Origin of the sequence: Stenotrophomonas sp. CFBP 13718 (assembly GCF_014842145.1) — a bacterium.
Classification (GTDB): domain Bacteria; phylum Pseudomonadota; class Gammaproteobacteria; order Xanthomonadales; family Xanthomonadaceae; genus Stenotrophomonas.
This window is the reverse complement of the sequence record NZ_JACYVC010000001.1, coordinates 654,832-679,316: the sequence shown is the minus strand read 5'-3', so window position 1 is coordinate 679,316 and position 24,485 is coordinate 654,832. Positions and strand designations below refer to the sequence as shown.

Sequence of the window (24,485 nt, the reverse complement as noted above, 5' to 3'; positions counted from 1 at the left end):
GTGCCGGGTTTTTTCGGTGGGGTCACCCGACGTGTCACCGGGCCGCCCAAAGCGCCGTCGCCCATCCGTCACCCGTGCGTCACTGGATGATCCGGCGTCCGGGCGTTAGGCTGGGTCCGTCTGTTGGCCGGAATCGGCCCCCATCCTTTTCTGGAGCCCCCTCCCATGAAGCTGCGTACCCTCACGCTCGGTCTGTCCGTTGCCCTGCTTGCTGCCTGTGGCGGCGGTGATGGCGCGGGAAGCACGCAGGACAGCAAGGTCCTGAACGTCTACAACTACAGCGATTACATCGCCGAAAACACCATCCCGGATTTCGAGAAGCAGAGCGGGATCAAGGTCACCTACGATGTGTTCGACAGTGACGAGATGGTCGAGACCAAGCTGCTGGCCGGCAACAGTGGCTACGACGTGGTGGTGCCGACGCTGAACTTCTTCGGCCGGCAGATCCAGGCCGGCGTGTTCCTGCCGCTGGACAAAGCGAAGATCCCGAACCTGGCCAAGCTGGACCCGAAGGTGATGGAGCGCATCGCCACCCAGGATCCGGACAACAAGTACGGCGTGCCGTACATGATCGGCACCACCGGCATCGGCTACAACGTGGACATGGTGAAGGAGCGCTTCGGCGGCAGCGCCGACATCGCCAACAGTTGGGACCTGATCTTCAAGCCGGAGAACATCGCCAAGATGAAGGACTGCGGCGTGACCCTCCTGGACACGCCCGCCGACATGATCCCGGTGGCGATGCATTACCTGGGGCTGGACCCGCACAGCAACAACCCGGCCGACATCCAGAAAGCGGCCGAACTGCTGAAATCGATCCGCCCGTACGTGCAGAATTTCCACTCTTCGCAGTACGTGGGGTCGCTGGCCAACGGCGGCACCTGCCTGGTGGTGGGCTGGTCGGGTGACATCATCCAGGCGCGTGATCGTGCCGAGGAAGCGGCCAACGGCGTCCACGTGGCGTACTCGATTCCGCGCGAAGGCGCGCCGCAGTGGTTCGACATGCTGGCGATCCCAAAGGATGCCAAGCACCCCGAGGCGGCCTACGCCTTCATCAATTACCTGCTGGAACCGAAGGTCGCGGCGGCCAACACCAACTTCATCCACTACGCCAATCCGGTGACTGATGCCACCGCGCTGGTCGATGAAGCGATCCGCACCGATCCGACCATCTATCCGCCGGCGGACGTGGCGGAAAAGATGTTCACCTACTCGATCAATACGCCGGAAACCGACAAGCTTTACACCCGCTTGTGGACGGAAATCAAAACCGGCCGTTGAGTCATCGGTAGCGCCGAGCGACCCTCGGCGGGGTGCGGGGCCGCGCGATCTGCTCGCGGCCCGGCCCGGCCCGGCAGCCCTGCACACGGATCCCTTCCCCTGAGTGGAAGGGACCCGTTTCAACGGCATGCGCTCGGCGAGGCACTTCACGTTTTCTGTGCATCGCTTCCCCTACCGTCGCGTATGGACCTGACCACCCCCGCGACCATACGATGAGCGAACAGCCCAGCCGGCACAACGATGCGCCCGCGCAGCAGGACCCGCCCGAGCATGAGGCGGAAGACAAGAAACCCTCGCCGCTGAAGAATCCCAAAGTGCGCTGGACGCTGATCATCGGCGGCATCCTCGTGCTTGCCGCGCTGGTGATCTGGCTGTTCTACCACCTGCTGGTGGGGCGTTACCTGCAGGACACCAACAACGCCTATCTGCAGGCGGACGCGGTCGCCGTGGCGCCGCGCATCAACGGGTATGTGACCGAAGTGCTGGTGCAGGACAACCAACAGGTAAAGGCCGGTGAGCCCCTGCTACGCATCGACCCGCGGACCTATCGCGCCACCCTGGACCAGGCCGAGGCGGTCATTGCCGTGCGCCAGGCCGATATTGCCGCAGCGACCGCGGGTGTGCAGGGCCAGCAGGCCAGCTTGATACAGGCACGCACCCAGTCCGTCGCCGCCGCTGCCACGATGCGTTTCGCCAAGGCCGAAGTGGCCCGGTTCGCGCCGTTGGCTGCCAGCGGTGCCGATACCCACGAACATGTGGAAAGCCTGCGCCATGACCTGCAGCGGGCGCAGGCGCAGTACGACGCGGCGCAGGCGCAGATCACCGGGGCGCAGAGCCAGATCCAGGCCAGTCAGGCGCAGCTGGAGCAGGCCCAGGCCGGGTTGAAGCAGGCGCAGGCCGATGCCGCGCAGGCCGCGGTCGCGTTTGAAGACACGGAGCTGCGCGCGCGCATCGACGGCCGCATCGGCAACAAGACGGTGCAGGTCGGCCAGTTCGTCGCCGCCGGCACCCGCACGATGACCGTGGTGCCGGTGGCATCGCTCTACATCGCGGCCAATTTCAAGGAAACCCAAGTGGGCCTGATGCGCCCCGGCCAGCCTGCGACCATCAAGGTCGACGCGCTGCCCGGCGTGGATCTGCACGGCACGGTGGAAAGCATCTCGCCGGGCACCGGATCGCAGTTCGCGCTGCTGCCACCGCAGAACGCGACCGGCAACTTCACCAAGGTGGTGCAGCGCGTGCCGGTGCGGATCAAAGTGGATGCAGGCACCGAGGCGCGCAAGGTGCTGGTGCCGGGCATGTCGGTGGATGTCACCGTGGATACGCGGGGCAACAAGGACGCGCGTGAGCGCACCCAGGACGAAGCCGAGGCCGGCAAGGACCGATGAGCAGCAGCGCGGCCAGTGCAGGGCCGGCCGACGCGGCGCCGCAGAAGGCCGACGCGGGCGCGTGGCTGGCGGTGGCCGCCGGCACCATCGGCTCGTTCATGGCGACGCTGGACATTTCCATCGTCAACGCGGCGCTGCCGACCATCCAGGGCGAAGTCGGCGCCAGCGGCACCGAAGGCACGTGGATCTCCACCGCCTTCCTGGTGTCGGAGATCGTGATGATCCCGCTGACCGGCTGGTTCGTGCGGACGCTGGGGCTGCGCACCTTCCTGCTGATCTGCGCCACCTTGTTCACCGCGTTTTCCGTGATGTGTGGCTTCGCCGATACCCTGCCCATGATGATCGTGGGCCGCATCGGCCAGGGCTTCGCCGGTGGTGCGCTGATCCCCACTGCGCTGACCATCGTCGGTACGCGCCTGCCTCCCAAACAGCAGCCACTGGGCACCGCGCTGTTCGGCATGACGGTGATCCTCGGGCCGGTCATTGGTCCGCTGCTGGGCGGCTGGCTGACGGAAAACGTGAGCTGGCACTATGCCTTCTTCATCAACGTGCCGATCTGCGCCGGCCTGGTCGCGCTGCTGCTGCTCGGCCTGCCGCATGAAAAATCCAACTGGTGGGGCCTGCTGCGTGCCGACTGGCTGGGCATCATCGGTATGACGGCGGGGTTGTCCGCATTGACGGTGGTACTGGAGGACGGGCAGCGCGAGCGTTGGTTCGAATCCACGCTGATCATCATCCTGAGCCTGGTTTCGCTGACCGGGTTCGCCTTGCTGGCGCTGTCCCAGTTCACCAGCAAAGAGCCGGTGATCCACCTGAAAATCCTGTTCACCCGCAGCTTCGGCGCGGTGTTCGTGATGGTGATGGCGGTGGGCATGATCCTGTTCGGGGTGATGTACATGATCCCGCAGTTCCTGGCGATCATCGCCGGCTACAACACCGAGCAGGCCGGCTACGTGCTGCTGTTGGCGGGCCTGCCGACCATCCTGCTGATGCCGCTGATGCCGAAGATGCTGGAGACGGTGGATGTGCGGATCATGGTGTTCGGCGGCATGCTGTGCTTCGCCGCGGCGTGCTTCGTCAACCTGGGGCTGACGCCGGACAGCATCGGCCCGCACTTCGTGCTGGGGCAGCTGCTGCAGGGCTGCGGCCTGGCGCTGGCCATGATGGCGCTCAACCAGGCGGCCATCACGTCGGTTCCCCGCGAATTCACCAGCGATGCCTCCGGCCTGTTCAACGCCGCCCGCAACCTGGGCGGGTCGATCGGCTTGGCCATCATCTCGACCTTCCAGGACCGCCGGACCACCCTGCACGTGGATGCCATCGGCAGCAGTATCACGGCCAATTCGCAGGTAGCCCAGGATGCACTGGGCGCTTACGGCCAGCAGCTGGGTGACCCGATGCAGGGCATGGCCGTGCTGGCGCAGACCGTGCAGATGCAGGCGATGGTGATGGCCTACAACGACCTGTTCTGGATTTTCGGCCTGATCGTGGTGGCGACGCTGCCACTGGTCTTCCTGCTCAAGCCCTTGCCGAAGGGCGTTCCCCTGGCGATGCACTGATGACCCCATTGAACTCCTTCCAACCTGCTGCGCGGCTGCGCCCACTGTCTTTCGCGCTGCTGCCGTTGCTGCTCGCCGGCTGCATGCTGGGGCCGGACTACACGCGCCCGGACGTGGCCCGCCCGGCGACCGCGCAGGCGGCGCTGCCGCGGGCCGACCAGGCCGGCGTGGTGGCGGCGGCCCCGCCCAGCCAGTGGTGGCGTGAGCTGCGCGATCCGTTGCTGGACGAACTGGTGGACGAGGCGTTGCGCAACAGCCCCAATCTGCGTGCGGCGCAGGCGAAGGTGGTGGCGTCGCGCGCGCTGCAGCGTCAGCGACGTGCCGAGCAGCTGCCAAGCGTGGGTGCTGCCGCTGGCTATGCGAACGTGCAGGCGCCGGATTCGCTGAACGACAGCGTGCGGGGCCTGGGCGAGAACGTGGCCCAGGTCGCCGAGGCCAACGGCCGGCCGCAGGAGGCCGCGCAGTTGCGCCAGCAGTTCGCCGATGTCGACCTGGACACCGAACTGTACGTGGTCGGCTTCGATGCAAGCTGGGAGCTGGACCTGTTCGGCCGGCGCCGGCGCGCTGCCGAGCAGGCGGCCGCCGAGGCCGGCGCCGATGCGGCGGCGTTGGCCGATGCGCAGGTGCAGCTTGCCGCCGAACTTACCCAGGTCTACCTGAGCTACCGCAGCAGCCAGCAACGCATCGCGCTGGCCGAGGACAACCTGCGGGCAGCCGATGAGGCGTTGCGGCTGTCACGGCAACGGCGCGAGCGCGGCGCCGATTCCGACCTGCAGGTCGAGCGCGCGCAGGCGCAGCGCGAGCAGCCGCAGGCACGCATCCCGCCGTTGCGGGCGCAGGCCGATGAGGCCCGCGATGTGCTGGCCCTCATGGTGGGACGCGAGCCCGGCGCGCTGGACGGGCGGTTGGGGCAGGGCGCGGAACTGCCTGCATTGCCTGCGCGGATTGCCGTGGACGATGCGGCGGCCCTGATCCGTCGGCGGCCGGACATCCGCAAGGCGGAGCGCGAGCTGGCCGCTTCGTCGGCGCAGATCGGCCAGGCGCTGACAGCGTATTTTCCGCAGGTGACCTTGCTGGGCACGGTCGGCGCCGGCGCGGGTTCGCTGTCCGATCTGGGCTCGGATTCGGCAGCCACGATCGTCGCCCCGTTCCTGCGCTGGTCTGTCTTCGATTTCGGCCGCAACAAGGCGCGTGTCGCGCAGGCGCGGGCAGGCAACGAGGCACGCATGGCGGCCTATGAAGGCACCGTGCTGGCCGCGCTGCAGGATGCCAACACCGCGCTGGCGCGATTCGGCGCCGCGCGCCAGCAGGTGCAGGCGACCACCCGTGCCGAAGCGTCGGCCACGCGTGCCGACCGGTTGATGCAGCAACGCAGGCAGGCCGGTGCCGCGTCGCAGATCGATCTGCTGGACGTGCAACGGCAGCAGCTCGATGCGCAGGACGGGCTGGCCCAGGCGCAGCTGCAACTGCTGGTCCGCTACGTGGCGCTGCAGAAGAGCCTCGGATTGGGCTGGCAGGAAGCGCCGGAAGCGGCGGTGTCGCGATGAGCTGTGGCTGACGGCCTGCATCGCCCGCCGTACCGTGGCGCGGTGAACGCCCCCAGCACGCGCGACCGCAGTGCAGACGCGATCAGCGCAAGGCGCCAGCTGCCGTCATGTCACGTCCGCACCACCGCCGTTAGAATGGCGCCGCCATCCCCTTGACCGCCGTCGGAGCCCCCCATGTCCGTTGTTGCCCAGCCGGAAGCCGCCGCCGTCGATGCCCACGGTGAGCCCGGCTACCTGTCCGTCCGTGACCTGCGCAAGGAGTTCGATGGCTTCGTGGCCGTGGACGACGTCAACCTGGATGTGCGCAAGGGCGAGATCTTCGCGCTGCTCGGCGGGTCAGGCAGTGGCAAATCGACCCTGCTGCGCTGCCTGGGCGGCTTTGAAACCCCGACCAAGGGCAGCATCGTCGTCGATGGACAGCGCCTGGACGCGCTGCCGCCGTACAAGCGGCCGGTCAACATGATGTTCCAGTCCTATGCGCTGTTTCCGCACATGAGCGTGGAGCAGAACATCGCCTTCGGCCTGAAGCAGGACGGCATGGCCAGCGATGCGATCCGCCGGCGGGTGGGCGAGATGCTGGAGCTGGTGCAGATGTCCCAGTTGGCCAAGCGCCGTCCCCATCAGTTGTCCGGTGGCCAGCAGCAGCGCGTTGCGTTGGCGCGGTCGTTGGCCAAGGGCCCGAAACTGCTGCTGCTGGACGAGCCGATGGGCGCGCTGGACAAGAAGCTGCGCTCGCAGATGCAGCTGGAGCTGGTGAACATCATCGAAACCTCCGGAGTGACCTGCGTGATGGTCACCCATGATCAGGAAGAAGCCATGACCATGGCCACCCGCATTGCGGTCATGGATGCCGGCTGGATCCAGCAGGTGGGCAAGCCGGATGAGGTCTACGAACAGCCGGCCAATCGGTTCGTGGCCAGCTTCATCGGCTCGGTGAATTCATTCGAAGGGGTGATCGACGAGGACCTGCCGGAACATGCCACCGTGCGCACCTCGGCGTTCCCGGCGCCGATCTACATTGGACACGGCATCACCGGTTACGAAGGCCAGTCCGTGGCCTACGCGGTGCGTCCAGAGAAAATCATGATCGGCAAGGACGAGCCGGAGGGGCACGTCAACAAGGCGCAGGGCGTGATCGAAGATATCGCTTACTTCGGCAGCCACTCGGTCTATCACGTGCGCCTGCCGAGCGGCGCCACGGTCATGGCGAACTTCGCCAATTCGCAGCGCTGGGCCAGTGATGGCCTGACCTGGGGCGACGCCGTGTGGGTGCACTGGCGCGACAACGACGGCGTGGTGCTGAGCTCATGAGCGCGGCAGCCCCGAAGCGCTGGCTGCCCGGACTACGCAGTGCGGTGATCGGCGTGCCCTACCTGTGGCTGCTGCTGTTCTTCGCCGTGCCGTTCGCGCTGATCCTGATGATCTCCTTCGCCCACACCCAGGTCGGCTCGCCGCCCTACACGTGGTTGCTGCAGTACGTGGACGGCGCGTTCTCGCTCAAGCTCAACCTGGAAAACTACCTGCAACTGGTACGCGACCAGCAGTACGTGCTGGCCTATGCCAGCAGTTTCAAGATTGCGGCGATTTCCACGTTGCTGACGTTGATCATCGGCTATCCGATGGCGTACGCCATCGCACGCATGAAGCCCTCCACCCGCAACGTGATGATGATGCTGGTGGTGCTGCCCTCGTGGACGTCGTTCCTGATCCGCGTGTACGCCTGGATCGGCATCCTCGACCGCAATGGCCTGCTCAACCAGGTGCTGTTGAAGATCGGTCTGATCGACCAGCCGCTGCGCATTCTTTACACACCGGTGGCGGCTTACATCGGCATCGTTTACTGCTATCTGCCGTTCATGGTGCTGCCGCTGTATGCCAACCTGGTCAAGCACGACCAGCGTCTGCTGGAAGCGGCCTACGACCTGGGCGCCAAGCCGTGGCAGGCGTTCATGCGCATCACCCTGCCGCTGTCCAAGGCAGGCATCATCGCCGGCTGCATGCTGGTGATGATCCCGGCAGTGGGCGAGTTCGTGATCCCGGAAATGCTGGGTGGGCCGGACACGCTGATGATCGGGCGGGTGCTGTGGGGTGAGTTCTTCAACAACCGTAACTGGCCGGTGGCTTCCTCGGTGGCGGTGGTGATGCTGTTGCTGCTGCTGGTGCCGATTTTCCTGTTCAACCGGTCCCAGCAGCGCGTGCTGGAAGGAAAGCAGGCATGAGCACGATGCGCGGTTATCGCTGGATGGGCTGGGGCGCGTTGGCGCTGGGGTTCGCCTTCCTGTACCTGCCGATCCTGTTGTTGATGGTGTTCTCCTTCAACAGCTCACGGCTGGCCACGGTGTGGGCGGGTTTCTCCACGCGCTGGTATGGCGAACTGTTCAACGACCGCGCGTTGATGGACGCGCTGTGGATGAGCCTGAAAGTGGCGTTCTGGACCGCCTGCGCCGCCACCGTGCTGGGTACCATGGCGGCGATGGTGATGACCCGTTTCCGACGCTTCCGTGGCAAGTCCGCGTTCAGTGCGCTGATCACCGCGCCGCTGGTGATGCCCGATGTCATCCTGGGCTTTTCGTTGATGACGCTGCTGGTGTCGATGGGCGGCATCCCGGGCTTCCCGGCACGCGGCGCGATGACGATCTGGATCGCACACGTCACCTTTACCCTGTCCTTCGTCACCGTGGTGCTGTCCTCGCGCCTGCAGGAGCTGGACATCTCGTTGGAGGAAGCCGCGATGGACCTCGGTGCCAGCCGGCTCACCGTGTTCCTGAAGATCACCTTGCCGATCATCGCGCCGGCGCTGCTGGCCGGTTGGCTGCTGGCTTTCACCCTGTCACTGGATGATGTGGTGATCGCCAGCTTCGTCGCCGGGCCCAGTTCCACCACGCTGCCGATGAAGGTATTCGCTTCGGTGCGGATGGGCATCAGCCCGAAGATCAATGCACTGGCCACGTTGATGGTGTCGGCGGTGGCGGTGGCCGCGTTCATCGGCTGGTATTTCACCGCGCGGGCCGAGAAACGCCGCCAGCGTGACCTGTTGATGGCACGGCAGGACAACGGCTGACGGCCAGCGGGGCATCGGATCGCCGCACCCGGTAACGGCAGGTGAAGGCCGCGACACTGTGTCGCGTGGGGTGGCCCGATCCGGCAACGTCTGGCTCACGGGGGCCGGCGCAGAATGGTCGCCTGATTCGAGGAGACCTGCGATGACTGTTGAAATCGTCAACCCCACCACCGGGCAGGTGGATTACCGCCATGAGCTGTTGGACAAGGCGGGTATCGAGCAGCGCCTGGCCGCGGCCGCTGCTGCGTTTCCGGACTGGGCCGCACAATCGCTGGCGCAGCGCGCCGACGTGCTGCGGGCGATCGCCACGCAGCTGCGTACACGTCGCGACGAGATCCAGCAGGCGATGACGTCCGAGATGGGCAAGCTGAAAAGCGAAGCGCTGGCCGAGGTGGAAAAGTGCGCGCTGGCCTGCGAGTTCTATGCCGATCACGCGGGCGACTATCTGCAGCCGCAGCAGATCAAGACCGAAGCACAGCGCAGTTACGTGCGCTACGAGCCGATCGGCTGCGTGTTCGCGGTGATGCCGTGGAACTTCCCGATCTGGCAGGTGTTTCGTTTCCTGGCCCCGGCGTTCATGGCCGGCAATGTGGCGCTGTTGAAGCACGCCAGCAACGTGCCGCAGTGCGCCGACCTGATCAATGCCGTGGTACGTGCCGGGGGCTTGCCGTCAGGCGTGTTCGACGTGCTGCACATCGACAACGACCAAGCGGCGGACGTACTGCGCGACCGCCGGGTGAGAGCCGTGACGCTGACCGGCAGTGAGCGTGCGGGACGATCCATCGCCGCCAACGCCGGCGATCAGCTGAAGAAGTGCGTGATGGAACTGGGCGGCAGCGATGCCTTCGTGGTGCTGGAAGACGCCGATATTGAGATGACCGTGGATGCGGCGGTGAAGTCGCGCTTCGACAACAGCGGCCAGACCTGCATCGCGGCCAAGCGCTTCATCGTGGTCGATGCGGTGGCTGACGCCTTCACCGACCGTTTCGTGGCGGCGGCGGCCGAGCGTCGTTACGGCGATCCGTCCGACGAGAAAACGACACTTGCGCCGATGGCACGCGCGGACCTGCGTGATGAGCTGCACAAGCAGGTACAGGCCAGCGTGGCCAAGGGCGCACGCGTGTTGATCGGTGGCGAACCGGTAGCGGGCAGCCACGCGGGCTACGCCGCGACGGTGCTGGATGCGGTGGCGCCGGGCATGCCGGCCTATGACGAGGAGCTGTTCGGACCGGTGGCGGCGGTGATCCGGGTCAAGGACGAAGCCGAAGCGCTGCGTGTCGCCAATGACACGCGCTTCGGGCTGGGCGGCAGCGTGTGGACCACCGATGCGGCGCGCGGCGAAGCGTTTGCACAGCAGATGGAGTGCGGTGCGGCCTTCGTCAATTCCATCGTCAAAAGCGATGTGCGGCTGCCGTTCGGCGGCAGCAAGGAATCGGGTTTCGGCCGCGAACTGGCCGAACACGGCATCCATGAGTTCATGAACATCAAGACGATCTACGTGGCCTGAGCCGGCGCGATGGCGCCGAGCCGGGCTCGGCGCTGCGGGAGATCCGCCGAGCATGGCTCGGCGCTACCGCTTCACAGCCAGCGTGCACGCTTGAACAGGCGGTACATCCCGACGCAGACCGCGGCGACCCCGATGATGATCGCTGGATAGGCCCATGGTTTGTCCAGCTCGGGCATGTGCGTGAAGTTCATGCCGTACCAACTGGTGATCAGCGTTGGGGCTGCCAGCAGTGCGGCCCAGGCACCCAGCCGTTTCACCGTTTCACCTTGTGCGAGCGTCACAAGTGACAGATTCACACTGAGGGCGGTGCCCAGCATTTCGCGCAGGGTATCGATGACATCACTGATGCGGACGGCATGGTCATGCACGTCGCGGATGTACAACTTCACCTCGTCGGGCACCAAGCCACTTTCGGCCGGATGCCGCTTCAGTGCCGACAGGACGTCCTGCAACGGGGCCACCGCCATGCGCATCTTGTTGAGCTCGCGCTTCAACTCATACAGGCGCACGACGGTGCTGCGCTTGTAGTCGTCGGCGAAGATGTCTTTCTCCAGCAGTTCCAGCGTGTCGCGGAAGCGGTTGGTGATCGGCAGGTAGTTGTCGACCACGAAATCCAGCACGGCATACAGGCAGTAGGACGGCCCCATCTTCAACAGGTGCGGCTCGCGCTCCACGCGCGCCCGCACCGGCGCGTAGGACAGGGAGGCGCCGTGGCGCACCGTCACCAGGAAGCGGGGGCCGACGAAGGCGTGGGTTTCACCGTACTGGATCCGCTCATCGACCATCTGCGCCGTGGTCACCACCGCGAACAGCGAGTTGCCGTAGGTCTCCACCTTCGGACGCTGGTGGGCATTGCGCGCGTCTTCGATCGCCAGGTCGTGCAGGCCGAACTCTTCCTGCAGTTTCAGCAGGACGCTGTCCGCCGGGTCATACAGGCCGACCCAGACGAACCCGTTGCCACTGGCGATGACGTCGCTGATGGCATCCAGGGCGATGTCATGGCGCTTGCCATCATCATCGTAGTGAACGCAGTTGATGACGCAGGCAGGATTATGCGCTGCGGGGGCGGTGGTATCGGGCACGTGCATACCGCTTATCCTGCGTCAGCGGACGTGAAGCGGCCATCGCGATGCGCGGCCGAGCACCCACGCCAGCGCGGCATGCAGCGGCAGCAGCAGCACGATCCACTGCACGTTGTACTGGGCCTGCAGGCTCAGCCAGTGCAGTACCAGTCCGGCTAGGGACAACCCGGCCACGGCCCACAGCACGATGCGGAACAGGCGACCCGGCCGGCGCCGGCGCAGCAGCGCGATGGCGCCGGGCAGCAGCAGTAGGCACAGCGGTGACAGCTGCAGCAGGTTGCGGTTGGCCCACGCGGCATGGTGGTCGCTGAAGCCCCACAGGAAGACCAGCAGGCTGCCGGCGATCGTGCTGACTATCCAGAACGGCAGCGCCAGCGCGGCCAGCAGACGGGGGCGGCGACGCAGTGCGAACACACCCGCAGCCAGCCCCAGCCCCACCACCAGCCACGGCCACCAGGCACGGGCCTGCTCGGTCGGTTCGGCGTCGATGCGGTGTGCGAGCAGCTGCTGTTCGGACTGCACCAGGGGCCGGCCCTCGCTGTTGCGCACCTGGCGCAGCGCATCGGCCAGGCGCATCGGCACGAAAGCTTCCTGCCAGCGCGACAGCGGCTGATCGGCGAACGGCCCCAGCCCCAGGTCGAAGCCCAGCCACATCCACGGTGCCGGCGAAGCCAGGCGCACCGACTCGCTGCGGTAGGTGTTACCCCGCGAACGGCCCGACAGCTGCGCATGCAGCCCGCCGCCCAACGCCTTGTCCAGCGTATCGCGGACCATCGTGGCGCAGTTCGCAGTGTAGTAATCGTAGCGGTAGCGCGCGTTCTCCGGCTTCGCGCGCTCGGCGAGGTCGGTGGCCAGCGCACGGGCCTGTTCGGGTTGCAGATCCAGCCACTGGACGCTCGCTCCGCGACCGGATTCGTCGTAATACCCGAGATCCTGCTGCAAGGGCAGGGCGACCAGGTAATACATCATCTCGCCGCGGATGAAGCGGCTGATGAAGTCCGGCTCGCCCGGATCGAAGTAGCCGAAGTTGTACGAGGTGGCAGCGCCGCTGAGCGGATCCACCACCACGATGGCATCGTGGCCGAAGCGCTCGAAGAAGATCGTGCCCGGCTGCATGGTGACCACGCCGATGCGCGGGACATCGGCCTGCGCGTCGCCAGAGGCGGCGGCATTGGCGGTGGCAGGCGATGACTGCGCCAGCACCGACCCCGGCGCGACCAGCAACGCCGCCAGCATCAGCACGGCCAGCCAGCCGCTCAGCAGGAGTCCAGCGGTACGCTTCAAGCGGATTCCTGTTCGTCCGTCGGCAGCACGGTCACGTGGAAGGCCTGCACGCGGCGCGCGTCGGCACGTGCCACGCGGAACATGAAGCGGTCCAGGGCCAGCTCATCACCGATTTCCGGCAAGTGTCCGATCGCTTCAGTGACCAGTCCGCCGATGGTGTCGTAGTCATCATCGGGGAAGTCGGCGCCGAAGCGTTCGTTGAAATCGCCGATGGCCGTCAGCGCATCCACGACATAGCGGCCGTCGGCCTGGATGGCGATACCGGCCGCCGGGTCCTCGGCTTCGTCGTGCTCGTCGTCGATTTCGCCGACGATCTGCTCCAGCACGTCTTCGATGGTGACCAGGCCGGCGACACCGCCGTACTCGTCCACCACGATCGCCATGTGGTTGCGCGACAGGCGGAACTCCTTCAACAGCACGTTGAGCTTCTTCGCCTCGGGGATCAGCACCGCCGGACGCAGCAGTTCACGGATATTGGCGGGGCCATGGTCGGATACCACGCCACGCAGCAGATCCTTGGCCAACAGCACGCCCAGGATGTCGTCCTTGTTGTCGCCGTGCACCGGGAAGCGCGAATGGCCGGATTCGACCACCTGCTTCATCAGGTCAAGGAACGGCGCCTCCACCGGCAGCGATACCATCTGCGAACGCGAGATCATCACGTCGCCCACCGTCAGTTCGGCGACCGAAATGGCGCCTTCCATCATGCGTAGGGTATCGGCGGCGATCAGCCCGTCTTCCTGCGCGGTACGCAACAGGGCGATCAGCTGATCGCGGGTATGTGGTTCACCGGAAAACGCAGCACCCAGGCGTTCAAGCCAGCTGCGTCTTTTCTCACTGTGCTCCAGCGTGGAGCTGCTACTGTCGTCTTCAGACATCTCGGGAAAAAAGGCACCCGGCAGGCCGGGCGTTGGCTGCAGTCTAGCAGGATGTCAGGCCCTGTCGCGCGTCCCCGGCGCTTGCGTGGGGGGCGGCGGAAAGGCCGGTCAGCCCTTGTTGGCAGGCGGGGCCACCGCAGCGGGCGCCTCATCGTCAGCAGGCAGGTCCAGGCTGTAGGTGCAGCCGGCCAGAGTCTGGTCCGGATGGCTCTGGACCGTGGAAACACTGAGGATGATCGATTCGATCTGCGCTTCCCCCGTCACCGGATCGGTGACATCGCGGCTGACCAGTTCACGGCCCGCCATGAACTTCCCGTCGGCGTCGTAGGCGGTTTCCAGTTTCAGCTCCGTCGCCAGCGGCCGCGGATCCTTAAGGTCCAGGATCGCCATGATGCTGGCCCCGGCCAGGGCGATGCGGTCGGTGCGCTGGCCGAACACGGTCATCGGCGTTGCCAGGCGGTATTCGGTCATGAATTGATTCTGCTGCGGTAGCGGCTGCAGTCCCTTCGCGACGGCCTGCAGCGGGTCGGCCAGGGCGACTGCCAGCGCAGCGTGCGCGGCCACGCCTTGGCGGCATTCCACCAGGGCCGGCAGATCCAGCGGCTCGGCGGCGACGCTCGGCAGGGCGGAACACAGCAACAGGGCGGCGATGCAGGCGGGCAGTTTCATCGGGGCGACGGGCAGGAGCTGGCGAAGGCGACGATAATAGCGTGCCAAGCCAAGGGTGTCGGGCCGTCGAGGGCGCGTGGTTGCCGGCTGAAGCCGGCACTACCGGACGCAGATCAACGCAGGACGCAGATCGACAGCGGATGCAGATCAACGGCGGACAAAGATCAACACCGGATGCAGATCAACGGCGGGCGGCGAGGGTCCAGCGCCAGGCGGGGCCGGCGGCAAGTGCGGCGCCGACGATGCCCAGTGCGGTAATCACCATACGGCCATTGGCCGCCATCGGCAGCCACGGCCCGGCAAGTACGCAGACCAGTCCGACCAGCAGCAGGACCGGAGCCATGAGGGTCGGGCGTTGTTCAAGCATGACGGCCATCCGTGGCAGATATGAGTGGCCGTATTGAAGCATGAAGCGCATCGGCCGCAACAGAGGGCGCGCGAGGATCCCGCATCGGTCTCAACGCTCGCCCGCGTACGGATCGGCGATGCCCAGCTCGGCCAGGATGTCACGCTCCAGCTGCTCCATTGCGTCGGCTTCCTTGTCGTCTTCGTGGTCCCAGCCCAGCAGGTGCAGCACGCCATGCACGGTCAAGTGCGCGTAGTGGGCGGTGAGCGGCTTGCCTTGTTCGTCGGCTTCGCGTGCCACGACCGGTGCGCAGATCACCAGATCGCCCAGCAGCGGGAACTTCACGCCCTTGGGCAGGCCCTCCGGCACATCGGCGGGAAAGCTCAGCACGTTTGTCGCGTAGTCCTTGCCGCGGTAATGGCGATTGAGCGACTGGCCTTCCTTGGCGTCGACCATGCGAATAGCCAGATCCGCCTCGCGGATGCGGCCTTTCAGCGCGGCCGCCACCCATTTGCGGAAGCTCACCGCAGCCGGCAGGCCGGCACGGGGCAGGGCATAGCTGACCGCGACATCCAGGCGGACGGGGCCGCGGGTCATGGGGTCTTCTCCGGCAGGGCCTGCTGCTGTTCACGACGGTCGTAGGCGTTGACGATGCGCGCCACCAGCGGATGGCGGACCACATCGCGCGCCTCCAGGAAGGTGAAGCTCACGCCTTCCACGTCGCGCAGCACGTCCACGGCATCGCGCAGACCCGATTTCACGTGCTTGGGCAGATCGGTCTGGGTGAGGTCGCCCGTCACCACGGCGGTCGAGCCGTAGCCCAGGCGGGTCAGGAACATCTTCATCTGCTCGATGGTGGTGTTCTGTGCCTCGTCGAGGATCACGAACGCATCATTCAGCGTGCGTCCGCGCATGTACGCCAGCGGCGCGATCTCGATGACGTTCTTTTCCAGCAGCTTGACCACCTTTTCCACGCCCAGCATTTCGTACAGGGCGTCGTACAACGGGCGCAGATAGGGGTCGACCTTCTGGGTCAGGTCGCCAGGCAGGAAGCCGAGTTTTTCGCCGGCCTCCACCGCGGGGCGCACCAGGATCAGCCGCTGCACGCGTGACTCGTTCAAGGCTTCCACGGCGCTGGCAACGGCCAGGAAGGTCTTGCCGGTGCCGGCGGGACCGATACCGAAATTGATGTCATGGCTGGCGATCTGGTGCAGGTAGCGCGCCTGGTTGGCGCCGCGGCCCCGCACGGTGCCTCGCTTGACCTTGATCGCCACGTCCTGTGCCTCGTAGGAGCGCTCAGCGATGTGCTCGATGTTGGCTTCGTTCAACCGAAGGTGGATCGCCTGGCTGTCGAAAGTGACCTCGGCGGCTTCCTCGTACAGGGCTTCGATCAGCTTCTGCGCTTCGACGGCGGCCTCGGTCGGGCCACTGATGCGGAAGACGTGGCCGCGGTTGGCGATCTCCACACCCAGCTTCAGCTCGATCTGGCGCAGATGACCGTCGAAGGGCCCGCTCAGGTTGGCGAGTCGGGTGTTGTCTTCCGGCGACAGGGTGAAATCTCGGTGCTCGATATTCTTCATGGATCCAGAATTGGGTGCGGGTTCTTTCCACACAAGGTGTGGGTGGTCACGCGGTAAAGTTGTGGATAAGCCTTCTCAGCGCTTGTGCCACAAGCCGCATTATGAGGTGGTGAAAAACCTACCAGTCAGGCGCCGCTGACCCGGCCACGCAGAGAATTGCTGTAGGCCTCGGTGATCAGTACGTCCACGAACTGGCCGACCAGACGCGCAGGTGCGGCGAAGTTCACCGTCCGCATGTTCTCGGTCTTGCCGCTCAACTCGTTCGGGTCACGACGCGACGGGCCTTCCACCAGGACGCGCTGTACTGTGCCGACCATGGCAGCGGAAATCTCGCCGGCGTGCTGGTTGATTCGTGCCTGCAGGCGCGACAGCCGTGCGTGCTTTTCGGCATCGGTGATGGTGTCTTCGAGGTCGGCGGCCGGGGTGCCGGGGCGACGCGAATAGATGAAGGAGAAACTCTGGTCGAACCCGATGTCCTCGATCAGCTTCATCGTCTTCTCAAAGTCGGCGTCGGTTTCACCGGGGAAGCCGACGATGAAATCCGAGCTGATGGAGATGTCCGGACGTACCGCGCGCAGCTTGCGGATCTTCGACTTGAATTCCAGCGCCGTGTAGCCCCGCTTCATCGCCGACAGGATGCGGTCGCTGCCCGCCTGCACCGGCAAATGAAGGAAGTTGGCCAGCTTCGGCACGTCGCGGAAGGCATCCACCAACGAGTCGCTGAACTCCAACGGGTGCGAGGTGGTGAAGCGGATGCGGCCGACCCCGTCGATTTCGGCGATCGTGCGGATCAGCAGGCCCAGGTCGGCATGCTCGCCCTCGCCATACGGTCCACGGTACGCATTGACGTTCTGGCCGAGCAGGTTGATCTCCCGCACGCCCTGAGCAGCCAGTTGCGCCACCTCCACCACGACGTCTTCGAACGGACGGCTGACTTCGGTACCACGCGTATAGGGCACGACGCAGAACGAGCAGTACTTCGAGCAGCCTTCCATGATCGACACGAAAGCGGAGGCCCCGTCTGCACGTGGCTCGGGCAGGCGGTCGAACTTTTCGATCTCCGGAAAGCTGATATCGACCTGCGGCCGGTTCTGCTCACGTCGCGCACGGATCAGTTCCGGCAGGCGGTGCAGGGTCTGCGGGCCGAACACCAGGTCCACATACGGCGCGCGCTTGACGATGGCCTCGCCTTCCTGCGAAGCCACGCAGCCGCCGACGCCGATGATGACGTCGCGCCCGTTGTTCTTCAGCGCCTTCCAGCGACCGAGTTGGCTGAACACCTTCTCCTGCGCTTTCTCGCGGATGGAGCAGGTGTTGACCAGGATAACGTCGGCTTCTTCCGGGTTATCGGTCAGCTCCAGGCCATCGCTGGCTGCCAGCACGTCCGCCATCTTGGCCGAGTCGTACTCGTTCATCTGGCAACCGTGGGTCTTGATGTACAGCTTGCCACGCACCTGGTCGGGCTTGCGCGGACCGGTAGGCAGGGCGAACAGAGGGGTGTCGTCAACAGCGACGGATGGAAAGACGTCTGGCGTCCCGGTCATGGTGATTAATCCAGGCGGGTGGCGGGTAAGCGGTCCAGTTTACTCCCTTGCGTTGCCGGAACGGGGTAGGGCGCGGGCCGCTGCGCTCGCCGACCGTGGGTCGGCGCTACCGGTGCGGGTGGGTCGCGCGGGCCACTGCGCTCGCCGACCATGGGTCGGCGCTACCGGTGCGGGTGGGTCGCACGGGCCGCTGCGCTCGCCGACCATGGGTTGGCGCTACCGGTGTGGGTGGAACGCGCGGGCCGCTGCGCTCGCCGACCGTGGGTCGGCGCTGGTAGCGCCGAGCCGTGCTCGGCGGAATGCGTGGGTCGCGCGGGTGTGGCCGGGGCCGCGCGGGGCGCCCGGCGATGGGTCAATCGGCTGCCAGACGCGCGTCGATCTCCTTGGCGCGGGCGACCACTGCCGGTTGCTGATGGGCGCAGACAGTGCCGCGATGCTCGCCGGGCAGATCCTCAGCCTGGGATTGCCACCCGTGGCGATACGTACCACGCTGCCGTCCTTGCATGCAGAACTGCAGGCGCAGGTGGCCGGTCTCGCGAGTGTGCTTGCCGGGGGTGGCGTCCCCTGCCACGGCGCGGACGGAGGGCGCGCGGTGGGATCCGATCCGCCCCGCGCGGGGAATGGGGCCTGACCCCGGAGCGCATGTCCCTGACGGGCGTCCTCTGGCCCGGCCCTTGGCAACCGTCGCGCAAGCTGGGACACTCGCGCCCATGAAGGGGACCTTAAGGATCGTGGCGATCAGCATCGCTGCACTGGCGGCCGTGCCGGCTAGTGCCGGCACGCTGTACAAGTGTGTCGGCGCCGATGGCGTTCCCAGTTACGTCAGCAAACGGGTCAGCGGTGCGCAGTGCAGTGGCATCAGCTACAGCCGCGACAGCCGACCGGCCCGTCCCGCAGCCACCGCGCCCGTCCCGCCGGCGGCCCCTGTCACGGCCATCCCGGCCCGCGAAGCGCCTTCATCCTCTGCGGTTGCTGCAGGCGCGGCCGTTGCCGCCGCCGTGGTGCCTGCATCTGCCGCCGTGGCCTCGGTAATCGCCGCACCTGCCCCCAAACCGGTGCCGGCCCCGGCCAGCAAGGCGGGCCGCGTCGTCAGCGGGCAGGTCTATTCGTACATGAAGGACGGTGTGCGCCATTACACCAGCGCCCGGCCCGCGGGGCAGGTGGCCAGCCTGTCCCAGGTGCGCACCATCCGCTACAGCTTCATCGAGCGCTGCTTCGCGTGCGGCAGCAATCCTGCAGTCAATTTCGGCTCGGTCCGGCTCAATACCACCGCCTTCCAGAGCGAGATCGCCGCCGCCGCGCGCCAATACGGTGTGGAGGAGGCGATCGTGCGGGCGATCATCCATGCGGAATCGGCCTACAACCCGACAGCGCTCAGCCGCGCCGGGGCGCAGGGACTGATGCAGTTGATGCCGCCGACCGCGGCGCGCTTTGGCGTAACCGATTCGTACGACGCTGCGCAGAACATCCGCGGTGGCGTGCAGTATCTTTCATGGCTGTTGAAACGCTTCAATGGCGACCTCACGCTTGCCGCGGCTGGCTACAACGCAGGGGAGGGCGCCGTTGCCCGCCACGGTGGTGTGCCGCCGTATAGTGAGACGCGGTACTACGTACAGCGGGTAGGCCAGTTGGCCGAGCGCTATCGCGGTGCGCTGGCCTCCCATCAGTGATGATTGACCGCAACGCGCGTTTAGATACACTCGCTTCAGATTCAAAGCAGCCTGGCCCCCACCAGGTTGCCGGCAGCCTTAAAGCTACCTAATCAATATCGGAGTGCCGGATGGCCAACGATGGGGTATACGATCCAGTCGATCATGGACGTCGCCGATTCCTCTCAGCCACTACTGCAGTGGTGGGGGCGGTAGGCGTCGGTTTCGTCGCAGTTCCTTTCATCAAGTCCTGGAACCCCAGTGCACGTGCCAAGTTGGCCGGTGCACCGGTGACCGCTGACATCAGTGCCTTGCAGGAAGGCCAGCGGCTGATACTGGAATGGCGCGGTCAGCCCATCTGGATCGTCAAGCGCTCCAAGGCCATCCTGGACGCCCTGCCCAGTCTGGATGACCGCCTGAAGGATCCCGGGTCAGGTGTGAAAGACCAGCAGCCAGAGTACGTGCTCAAGGGCAATCCGGAGCTGCGGTCGATCAAGCCGGCCGTCTCGGTGCTTGTCGGCCTGTGCACCCATCTGGGCTGCTCGCCGGAAATGGTGGCCGAAATCCGCCCGGAACCCTATGACGCGCAGTGGAAGGGGGGCTATTTCTGCCCGTGCCACAAGTCGCGCTTCGACATGTCCGGCCGGGTCTTCAATGACGTCCCCGCTCCGATCAACCTGCTGGTGCCGCCGCATCACTACCAGGACGACAATACGATCATCATCGGCGTCGATCCGGAGGGTACCGCCTGATGGCCAACATCCTTGCCCGTACCGCCAGCGGCCTGGCCGACTGGGTCAACGCGCGCGCGCCGGGCCTCATGCCGGTGTACCGCAAGCACGTCAGTGAGTATTACGCGCCGAAAAACTTCAACATCTGGTATTACTTCGGTTCGCTGGCGCTGCTGATCCTGGTCAACCAGATCGTCACCGGCATCTTCCTGACGATGCATTACAAGACCAGCGCGGCCGAAGCCTTCGCCTCGGTCGAGTACATCATGCGCGACGTCGAGTGGGGCTGGCTGATCCGCTACATGCACTCCACCGGTGCATCGCTTTTCTTCATCGTGGTCTATCTGCACATGTTCCGCGGGCTGCTGTACGGCAGTTACCAGAAGCCGCGCGAGCTGGTGTGGATACTGGGCATGCTGATCTACCTGGTGCTGATGGCCGAAGCCTTCATGGGCTACGTGCTGCCGTGGGGCCAGATGTCGTTCTGGGGCGCGAAGGTGATCATTTCGCTGTTCGGTGCCATCCCGGTGATCGGCAACGGGCTGACGGAATGGATCATGGGCGATTACCTGCCCGGCGATGCCACGCTCAACCGCTTCTTCGCCCTGCACGTGATCGCCCTGCCGCTGGTGCTGCTGCTGCTGGTGGTGCTGCACCTGGGTGCGCTGCATGAGGTGGGCTCGAACAATCCCGACGGCGTGGAAATCAAGAAGGGTCCGAAGGGCAACCGCTGGTCGCCCACCGCGCCGACCGATGGCATTCCGTTCCATCCCTATTACACGATGAAAGACGCCGTTGGCGCCGGCTTCCTGCTGATCATCGCCGCCTTCATCATCTTCTTCGCGCCGGCCTTCGGCGGGCAGTTCCTGGAACACGACAACTTCACCGAGGCCAACCGCCTGGTCACCCCGGAACACATCAAGCCGGTCTGGTACTACACGCCTTACTACGCGATGTTGCGGGTCATTCCAAACAAGCTGGGCGGGGTGATCGTGATGTTCTCGGCGATCGCGATCCTGTTCCTGGTGCCGTGGCTGGACAAGTGCAAGGTCAAGTCGGTGCGCTACCGCGGCTGGATATCCAAGGTGATGCTGGGCGTGCTGGTGGTGTGCTTCATCTGGCTGGGGGTGATCGGTTCCGGCCCGGGCACGGCGGTGTGGGAAACCTGGGTGGGTCGCGTGCTGACCTTCCTGTACTTCGCTTTCTTCCTCACCATGCCGATATGGACGCGACTGGACAAGACCAAGCCGGTACCGGAAAGGGTGACCACGCATGAGTAAGCGCTGGATGGTCCGCATGGCCCTGATGGCCACGATGCTGCTCGCAGGCGGCGCGGCGCTGGCTGCCGAAGGCAGCGCCAAGATGCTGCAGGCTGGCAATGATCTGGGCGATCGTGCCTCGCTGCAGCGCGGCGCACAGTTGTACATGAACTACTGTTCCAGCTGCCACGCGCTGAAATACCTGCGCTACTCGCGCATGGCGGCCGACCTGGGGCTGACCGAAGAAGAGGTGATGAACAACCTCAATTTCACCGGGTCTGCGATTGGCGACCAGGTGCCGGTCTCGATGCCCAAGGCCGACGCGGAGAAGTGGTTCGGCAAAATGCCACCGGACCTCAGCCTGATTTCGCGCGTGCGCGGACCGGACTGGGTCTACACGTACCTCAAGTCGTTCTACCTGGACAGCAACCGTCCGCTGGGCTGGAACAACACCGTCTTCCCGAACGCCTCCATGCCCAACCCGTTGTGGCAGATGCAGGGCCTGCAGCACGCCGTGCACGGCAAGCCGGAGGCACCTGGACTGGATCCGCCGGTGCTGGCCCTGGAAGTGCGTACGCCCGGCAACGTCGATGCCGGACAGTACGACCAGACAGTGCGCGACATCACCAACTTCCTGGCCTATGCCGGCGAGCCGGCGGCATTGAAGCGGCAGCAGCTGGGCGTGTGGGTGATCCTGTTCCTGGCGCTGCTGACCTTCCTGTTGTATCTGCTGAAGAAAGATTACTGGAAGGATGTACATTGACGGTTCGACCCCGGGACGCGGTGCACGCGTCAATGTGTGACCCGATACCCATGGCCTATTGGCTTTTGTGATCGCCGGTTGCACACTCGGGAACGAGCTGACTGTCGGAAATGGTCCGACAGCGCCGATTCGGCAGGCGGACTCCTGTCGTTGGAGAGCCTTTGATGGCGGCGAGCGTACGCATGCGTAATACCCTGACGCTGTTTTCCTCGAACGACGATGTGCTCTGTCATCGGGTGCGTCTGGTCCTTGCGGCCAAGGGCGTCACCTATGACTTCGTGGCAGTGGATCCGCAGAATCCGCCCGAAGATCTGATCGACCTCAATCCGTACCACTCAGTGCCCACGCTGGTGGAGCGCGAGCTGGTGCTGTACGCCGCCTCGGTGGTCAGCGAGTATCTGGACGAGCGCTATCCGCATCCGCCGCTGATGCCGGTGGACCCGCTGTCACGTGCCCGCATCCGTCTGGCGATGCTGCGCATCGAGCACGACTGGGTGCCGCAGGTACAGGCCATTCAACTGGGCAACAAAGCGCAGGCCGAGGCCGGGCGTAAACGCCTGAAAGAACTGCTGACCTCGTCGGTGCCGTTGTTCAAGGCGAGCAAGTTCTTCCTCAACCAGGAAATGAGCCTGGCCGACTGCGCGATCGCGCCGATCATCTGGCGCCTGCAGGCACTGGATATTCCGTTGCCGAAGGATGGCAAGGCGATCGAGGACTACGGCAATCGCATTTTCCGCCATCCCGGTTTCATCCGCAGCCTGACCGATCAGGAAAAGAAGCTGCGCGATCTGCCGAGCTGATCGATACCGCGCATCCCCTCTGTAGCGCCAAGCCACGCTCGGCGGATTGCCGGACCGCGCGCTGCCGCTGCGCTCGCCGACCACGGGTCGGCGCTACTGATGTGCTGCGGTTCCTGTAGCGCCGAGCCGCGCTCGGCGGATTGCTGGACCGCGCGCGGCCGCTGCGCTCGCCGACCGTGGGTCGGCGCTACCGATGTGCTGCGGTTCCTGTAGCGCCGAGCCACGCTCGGCGGATTGCCGGACCGCGCGCTGCCGCTGCGCTCGCCGACCACGCGTCGGCGCTACCGATGTGCTGCGGTTCCTGTAGCGCCGAGCCACGCTCGGCGGATTGCTGGACCGCGCGCTGCCGCTGCGCTCGCCGACCATGGGTCGGCGCTACCGATGCGCTGCGGTTCCTGTAGCGCCGAGCCGCGCTCGGCGGATTGCTGGACCGCGCGCGGCCGCTGCGCTCGCCGACCGTGGGTCGGCCCTACCGACGTGCTGCGGTTCCTGTAGCGCCGAGCCACGCTCGGCGGATTGCCGGACCGCGCGCGGCCGCTGCGCTCGCCGACGACGGGTCGACGCTACCGGTTTCCGGCGTTCTGCGTTTTCGACTGGCAGCCGAACGCTCTGTCGGCCCCCGGTGCCAAGCAGGGGGGCGGGCGCGTACACTTCACACATGACTGACGAATTCTTCCGGATGACCAGCCACCGTCCGTACCTGCTGCGGGCCTTGGTGGAGTGGATCAACGACAACGCGCTGACGCCGCACATCCTGGTGGATGCGGGGGTGGCAGGCGTACAGGTGCCGCCGTCGAGCATCAAGGACGGTCGCGTCGTGCTCAACATCGCCGAACGCGCCGTCGTGAAGCTGTTGATCGACAACGAGGCGGTGAGCTTCTCTGCGCGCTTTTCCGGCGTGAGCTACGCGGTGCTGGTGCCCATCAGTGCGGTGCTTGCCGTATATGCCCGGGAAACGGGGCAGGGCATGGCGCTGCCTGACGACGTGATCGGCGCGGATGCGGCCGAGGACGATGTGCCGCTCCACGAGGTGTCGGATGAGGCCGATGGTTCGTCGGATGACGATACGCCGCCCGATGCGCCGCCGCCGCGCCCGAGTGGTCGTCCGCAGTTGCGCGTGGTCAAGTAACGCCACGCACTGCCAGATGACGACCCTGGGTCGTCATCCCATCAGACATCCTCGGCGTCGTCCACATCCGGCCGGATCGCACTGATCCGCGCCGCACCGGGGCCGCTGAAGGACACCAGATCGTCCCCGCGCAGCACCATCCGCCCGACGTGGCGATCGATCCCATCGTAGGAATACTCGAACTTGAAGGTGCGCTCGAAGCAGAGCTTGCCATCGTCACCGCGCGCCACCTTCAGGCCGATCGCATGCACGCTCTGATCCAGCCATTGCACGTCGGCAGCCTTGCACGCGTTTCGACCCAGCACACCGGCGCGCTCGGCGGCCGCGCGCGATGAGTTCCAGAACGCATAACCTGCGGCGCCGACAATCATCAACAGGATCAAGGTAGGCATGTCGCTCGCGCACTGCAGGAAAGGTGCCTACAAGAT

24 protein-coding genes are annotated in these 24,485 nt (G+C 65.6%); 14 read left to right on the top strand and 10 right to left on the bottom strand.

Annotated features, from left to right (window positions below; translation table 11 throughout):
• Positions 1-165: 165 nt before the first annotated feature.
• The 8 genes from IFT58_RS03095 to IFT58_RS03060 all read left to right on the top strand — a co-directional run bounded on the left by IFT58_RS03095 (position 166) and on the right by IFT58_RS03060 (position 10,343).
• Positions 166-1,281, top strand: coding sequence for a polyamine ABC transporter substrate-binding protein (locus IFT58_RS03095; RefSeq protein WP_188324506.1), 1,116 nt, complete (start codon positions 166-168; stop codon positions 1,279-1,281).
• Between the two features lie 212 nt (positions 1,282-1,493).
• Positions 1,494-2,669 (top strand): HlyD family secretion protein, encoded by a 1,176-nt coding sequence (locus tag IFT58_RS03090; protein ID WP_192093846.1) that lies wholly within the window; start codon positions 1,494-1,496, stop codon positions 2,667-2,669.
• On the top strand, positions 2,666-4,228 hold the full coding sequence (locus IFT58_RS03085; protein WP_192080444.1) for a DHA2 family efflux MFS transporter permease subunit: 1,563 nt from the start codon (positions 2,666-2,668) through the stop codon (positions 4,226-4,228). Before IFT58_RS03090 ends, IFT58_RS03085 begins: the two co-directional genes overlap by 4 nt.
• Positions 4,228-5,775: an efflux transporter outer membrane subunit gene (locus IFT58_RS03080; protein WP_192093845.1), complete on the top strand. Its 1,548-nt coding sequence runs from the start codon at positions 4,228-4,230 to the stop codon at positions 5,773-5,775. The genes IFT58_RS03085 and IFT58_RS03080 overlap by 1 nt, the downstream gene beginning before the upstream one ends.
• Positions 5,776-5,949: 174 nt before the next feature.
• Positions 5,950-7,086, top strand: coding sequence for a polyamine ABC transporter ATP-binding protein (potA, locus tag IFT58_RS03075; RefSeq protein WP_192093844.1), 1,137 nt, complete (start codon positions 5,950-5,952; stop codon positions 7,084-7,086).
• On the top strand, positions 7,083-7,994 hold the full coding sequence (locus tag IFT58_RS03070) for an ABC transporter permease subunit (RefSeq protein WP_192093843.1): 912 nt from the start codon (positions 7,083-7,085) through the stop codon (positions 7,992-7,994). The genes potA and IFT58_RS03070 overlap by 4 nt, the downstream gene beginning before the upstream one ends.
• A complete protein-coding gene (locus IFT58_RS03065; protein WP_188324500.1) occupies positions 7,991-8,836 on the top strand; it encodes an ABC transporter permease subunit in 846 nt (281 codons plus the stop codon). Before IFT58_RS03070 ends, IFT58_RS03065 begins: the two co-directional genes overlap by 4 nt.
• Positions 8,837-8,978: 142 nt before the next feature.
• The gene (locus tag IFT58_RS03060; protein WP_192093842.1) at positions 8,979-10,343 is read left to right on the top strand and encodes an NAD-dependent succinate-semialdehyde dehydrogenase; all 1,365 of its coding nucleotides are present in this window, start codon (positions 8,979-8,981) and stop codon (positions 10,341-10,343) included.
• Positions 10,344-10,414: 71 nt separating this feature from the next.
• Here the strand turns inward: IFT58_RS03060 and IFT58_RS03055 are convergent, their stop codons facing one another.
• The 9 genes from IFT58_RS03055 to IFT58_RS03015 all read right to left on the bottom strand — a co-directional run bounded on the left by IFT58_RS03055 (position 10,415) and on the right by IFT58_RS03015 (position 18,297).
• The gene (locus tag IFT58_RS03055; RefSeq protein ID WP_192080452.1) at positions 10,415-11,431 is read right to left on the bottom strand and encodes a magnesium and cobalt transport protein CorA; all 1,017 of its coding nucleotides are present in this window, start codon (positions 11,429-11,431) and stop codon (positions 10,415-10,417) included.
• 15 nt (positions 11,432-11,446) lie between these two features.
• On the bottom strand, positions 11,447-12,709 hold the full coding sequence (locus tag IFT58_RS03050) for a DUF4105 domain-containing protein (protein ID WP_192093841.1): 1,263 nt from the start codon (positions 12,707-12,709) through the stop codon (positions 11,447-11,449).
• The gene (locus tag IFT58_RS03045) at positions 12,706-13,587 is read right to left on the bottom strand and encodes a transporter associated domain-containing protein (RefSeq protein WP_188324496.1); all 882 of its coding nucleotides are present in this window, start codon (positions 13,585-13,587) and stop codon (positions 12,706-12,708) included. The genes IFT58_RS03050 and IFT58_RS03045 overlap by 4 nt, the downstream gene beginning before the upstream one ends.
• Positions 13,588-13,695: 108 nt before the next feature.
• A complete protein-coding gene (locus tag IFT58_RS03040; RefSeq protein WP_192093840.1) occupies positions 13,696-14,256 on the bottom strand; it encodes a hypothetical protein in 561 nt (186 codons plus the stop codon).
• 181 nt (positions 14,257-14,437) lie between these two features.
• Positions 14,438-14,623, bottom strand: a complete 186-nt coding sequence (locus IFT58_RS03035) for a hypothetical protein (protein WP_192093839.1) — start codon at positions 14,621-14,623, stop codon at positions 14,438-14,440.
• A 90-nt stretch (positions 14,624-14,713) separates the two neighbouring features.
• The gene (gene ybeY / locus IFT58_RS03030; RefSeq protein ID WP_188324493.1) at positions 14,714-15,199 is read right to left on the bottom strand and encodes an rRNA maturation RNase YbeY; all 486 of its coding nucleotides are present in this window, start codon (positions 15,197-15,199) and stop codon (positions 14,714-14,716) included.
• On the bottom strand, positions 15,196-16,182 hold the full coding sequence (locus IFT58_RS03025) for a PhoH family protein (RefSeq protein WP_192080460.1): 987 nt from the start codon (positions 16,180-16,182) through the stop codon (positions 15,196-15,198). Before IFT58_RS03025 ends, ybeY begins: the two co-directional genes overlap by 4 nt.
• A 125-nt stretch (positions 16,183-16,307) precedes the next feature.
• On the bottom strand, positions 16,308-17,726 hold the full coding sequence (miaB, locus tag IFT58_RS03020) for a tRNA (N6-isopentenyl adenosine(37)-C2)-methylthiotransferase MiaB (protein WP_188324491.1): 1,419 nt from the start codon (positions 17,724-17,726) through the stop codon (positions 16,308-16,310).
• A gap of 352 nt (positions 17,727-18,078) precedes the next feature.
• Positions 18,079-18,297 carry a hypothetical protein gene (locus IFT58_RS03015; protein ID WP_192093838.1) on the bottom strand — a complete coding sequence of 73 codons (219 nt, stop codon included), beginning with the start codon at positions 18,295-18,297 and terminating at the stop codon, positions 18,079-18,081.
• Between the two features lie 139 nt (positions 18,298-18,436).
• On the opposite strand from IFT58_RS03015, the gene IFT58_RS03010 reads away from it, so the two are divergent.
• From IFT58_RS03010 to IFT58_RS02985, 6 genes are all read left to right on the top strand, one after another.
• Complete coding sequence (locus IFT58_RS03010; protein WP_192093837.1) at positions 18,437-19,396, top strand: lytic transglycosylase domain-containing protein; 960 nt, start codon at positions 18,437-18,439, stop codon at positions 19,394-19,396.
• 110 nt (positions 19,397-19,506) lie between these two features.
• Complete coding sequence (petA, locus tag IFT58_RS03005) at positions 19,507-20,127, top strand: ubiquinol-cytochrome c reductase iron-sulfur subunit (RefSeq protein WP_188324487.1); 621 nt, start codon at positions 19,507-19,509, stop codon at positions 20,125-20,127.
• Entirely contained in the window at positions 20,127-21,386 is a 1,260-nt protein-coding gene (locus IFT58_RS03000) for a cytochrome bc complex cytochrome b subunit (protein WP_188324486.1), read from the top strand. Before petA ends, IFT58_RS03000 begins: the two co-directional genes overlap by 1 nt.
• Entirely contained in the window at positions 21,379-22,128 is a 750-nt protein-coding gene (locus tag IFT58_RS02995) for a cytochrome c1 (RefSeq protein ID WP_192080464.1), read from the top strand. Before IFT58_RS03000 ends, IFT58_RS02995 begins: the two co-directional genes overlap by 8 nt.
• 164 nt (positions 22,129-22,292) lie before the next feature.
• The gene (locus IFT58_RS02990; protein WP_188324484.1) at positions 22,293-22,928 is read left to right on the top strand and encodes a glutathione S-transferase N-terminal domain-containing protein; all 636 of its coding nucleotides are present in this window, start codon (positions 22,293-22,295) and stop codon (positions 22,926-22,928) included.
• A 658-nt stretch (positions 22,929-23,586) separates the two neighbouring features.
• Positions 23,587-24,057, top strand: coding sequence for a ClpXP protease specificity-enhancing factor (locus IFT58_RS02985; protein ID WP_188324483.1), 471 nt, complete (start codon positions 23,587-23,589; stop codon positions 24,055-24,057).
• A gap of 41 nt (positions 24,058-24,098) precedes the next feature.
• On the opposite strand, the gene IFT58_RS02980 is transcribed toward IFT58_RS02985, so the two are convergent.
• Positions 24,099-24,449, bottom strand: coding sequence for a DUF3301 domain-containing protein (locus tag IFT58_RS02980; protein WP_188324482.1), 351 nt, complete (start codon positions 24,447-24,449; stop codon positions 24,099-24,101).
• Positions 24,450-24,485: the final 36 nt, after the last annotated feature.

Excerpts from the sequence above, each read along its gene's own strand:
- IFT58_RS03095 (WP_188324506.1), top strand. The coding sequence starts at position 166 with ATGAAGCTGCGTACCCTCACGCTCGGTCTGTCCGTTGCCCTGCTTGCT.
- IFT58_RS03090 (WP_192093846.1), top strand. The coding sequence starts at position 1,494 with ATGAGCGAACAGCCCAGCCGGCACAACGATGCGCCCGCGCAGCAGGAC.
- IFT58_RS03085 (WP_192080444.1), top strand. The coding sequence starts at position 2,666 with ATGAGCAGCAGCGCGGCCAGTGCAGGGCCGGCCGACGCGGCGCCGCAG.
- IFT58_RS03080 (WP_192093845.1), top strand. The coding sequence starts at position 4,228 with ATGACCCCATTGAACTCCTTCCAACCTGCTGCGCGGCTGCGCCCACTG.
- potA (WP_192093844.1), top strand. The coding sequence starts at position 5,950 with ATGTCCGTTGTTGCCCAGCCGGAAGCCGCCGCCGTCGATGCCCACGGT.
- IFT58_RS03070 (WP_192093843.1), top strand. The coding sequence starts at position 7,083 with ATGAGCGCGGCAGCCCCGAAGCGCTGGCTGCCCGGACTACGCAGTGCG.
- IFT58_RS03065 (WP_188324500.1), top strand. The coding sequence starts at position 7,991 with ATGAGCACGATGCGCGGTTATCGCTGGATGGGCTGGGGCGCGTTGGCG.
- IFT58_RS03060 (WP_192093842.1), top strand. The coding sequence starts at position 8,979 with ATGACTGTTGAAATCGTCAACCCCACCACCGGGCAGGTGGATTACCGC.
- IFT58_RS03055 (WP_192080452.1), bottom strand. The coding sequence starts at position 11,431 with ATGCACGTGCCCGATACCACCGCCCCCGCAGCGCATAATCCTGCCTGC.
- IFT58_RS03045 (WP_188324496.1), bottom strand. The coding sequence starts at position 13,587 with ATGTCTGAAGACGACAGTAGCAGCTCCACGCTGGAGCACAGTGAGAAA.
- IFT58_RS03040 (WP_192093840.1), bottom strand. The coding sequence starts at position 14,256 with ATGAAACTGCCCGCCTGCATCGCCGCCCTGTTGCTGTGTTCCGCCCTG.
- IFT58_RS03035 (WP_192093839.1), bottom strand. The coding sequence starts at position 14,623 with ATGCTTGAACAACGCCCGACCCTCATGGCTCCGGTCCTGCTGCTGGTC.
- ybeY (WP_188324493.1), bottom strand. The coding sequence starts at position 15,199 with ATGACCCGCGGCCCCGTCCGCCTGGATGTCGCGGTCAGCTATGCCCTG.
- IFT58_RS03025 (WP_192080460.1), bottom strand. The coding sequence starts at position 16,182 with ATGAAGAATATCGAGCACCGAGATTTCACCCTGTCGCCGGAAGACAAC.
- miaB (WP_188324491.1), bottom strand. The coding sequence starts at position 17,726 with ATGACCGGGACGCCAGACGTCTTTCCATCCGTCGCTGTTGACGACACC.
- IFT58_RS03010 (WP_192093837.1), top strand. The coding sequence starts at position 18,437 with ATGAAGGGGACCTTAAGGATCGTGGCGATCAGCATCGCTGCACTGGCG.
- petA (WP_188324487.1), top strand. The coding sequence starts at position 19,507 with ATGGCCAACGATGGGGTATACGATCCAGTCGATCATGGACGTCGCCGA.
- IFT58_RS03000 (WP_188324486.1), top strand. The coding sequence starts at position 20,127 with ATGGCCAACATCCTTGCCCGTACCGCCAGCGGCCTGGCCGACTGGGTC.
- IFT58_RS02995 (WP_192080464.1), top strand. The coding sequence starts at position 21,379 with ATGAGTAAGCGCTGGATGGTCCGCATGGCCCTGATGGCCACGATGCTG.
- IFT58_RS02990 (WP_188324484.1), top strand. The coding sequence starts at position 22,293 with ATGGCGGCGAGCGTACGCATGCGTAATACCCTGACGCTGTTTTCCTCG.
- IFT58_RS02985 (WP_188324483.1), top strand. The coding sequence starts at position 23,587 with ATGACTGACGAATTCTTCCGGATGACCAGCCACCGTCCGTACCTGCTG.
- IFT58_RS02980 (WP_188324482.1), bottom strand. The coding sequence starts at position 24,449 with ATGCCTACCTTGATCCTGTTGATGATTGTCGGCGCCGCAGGTTATGCG.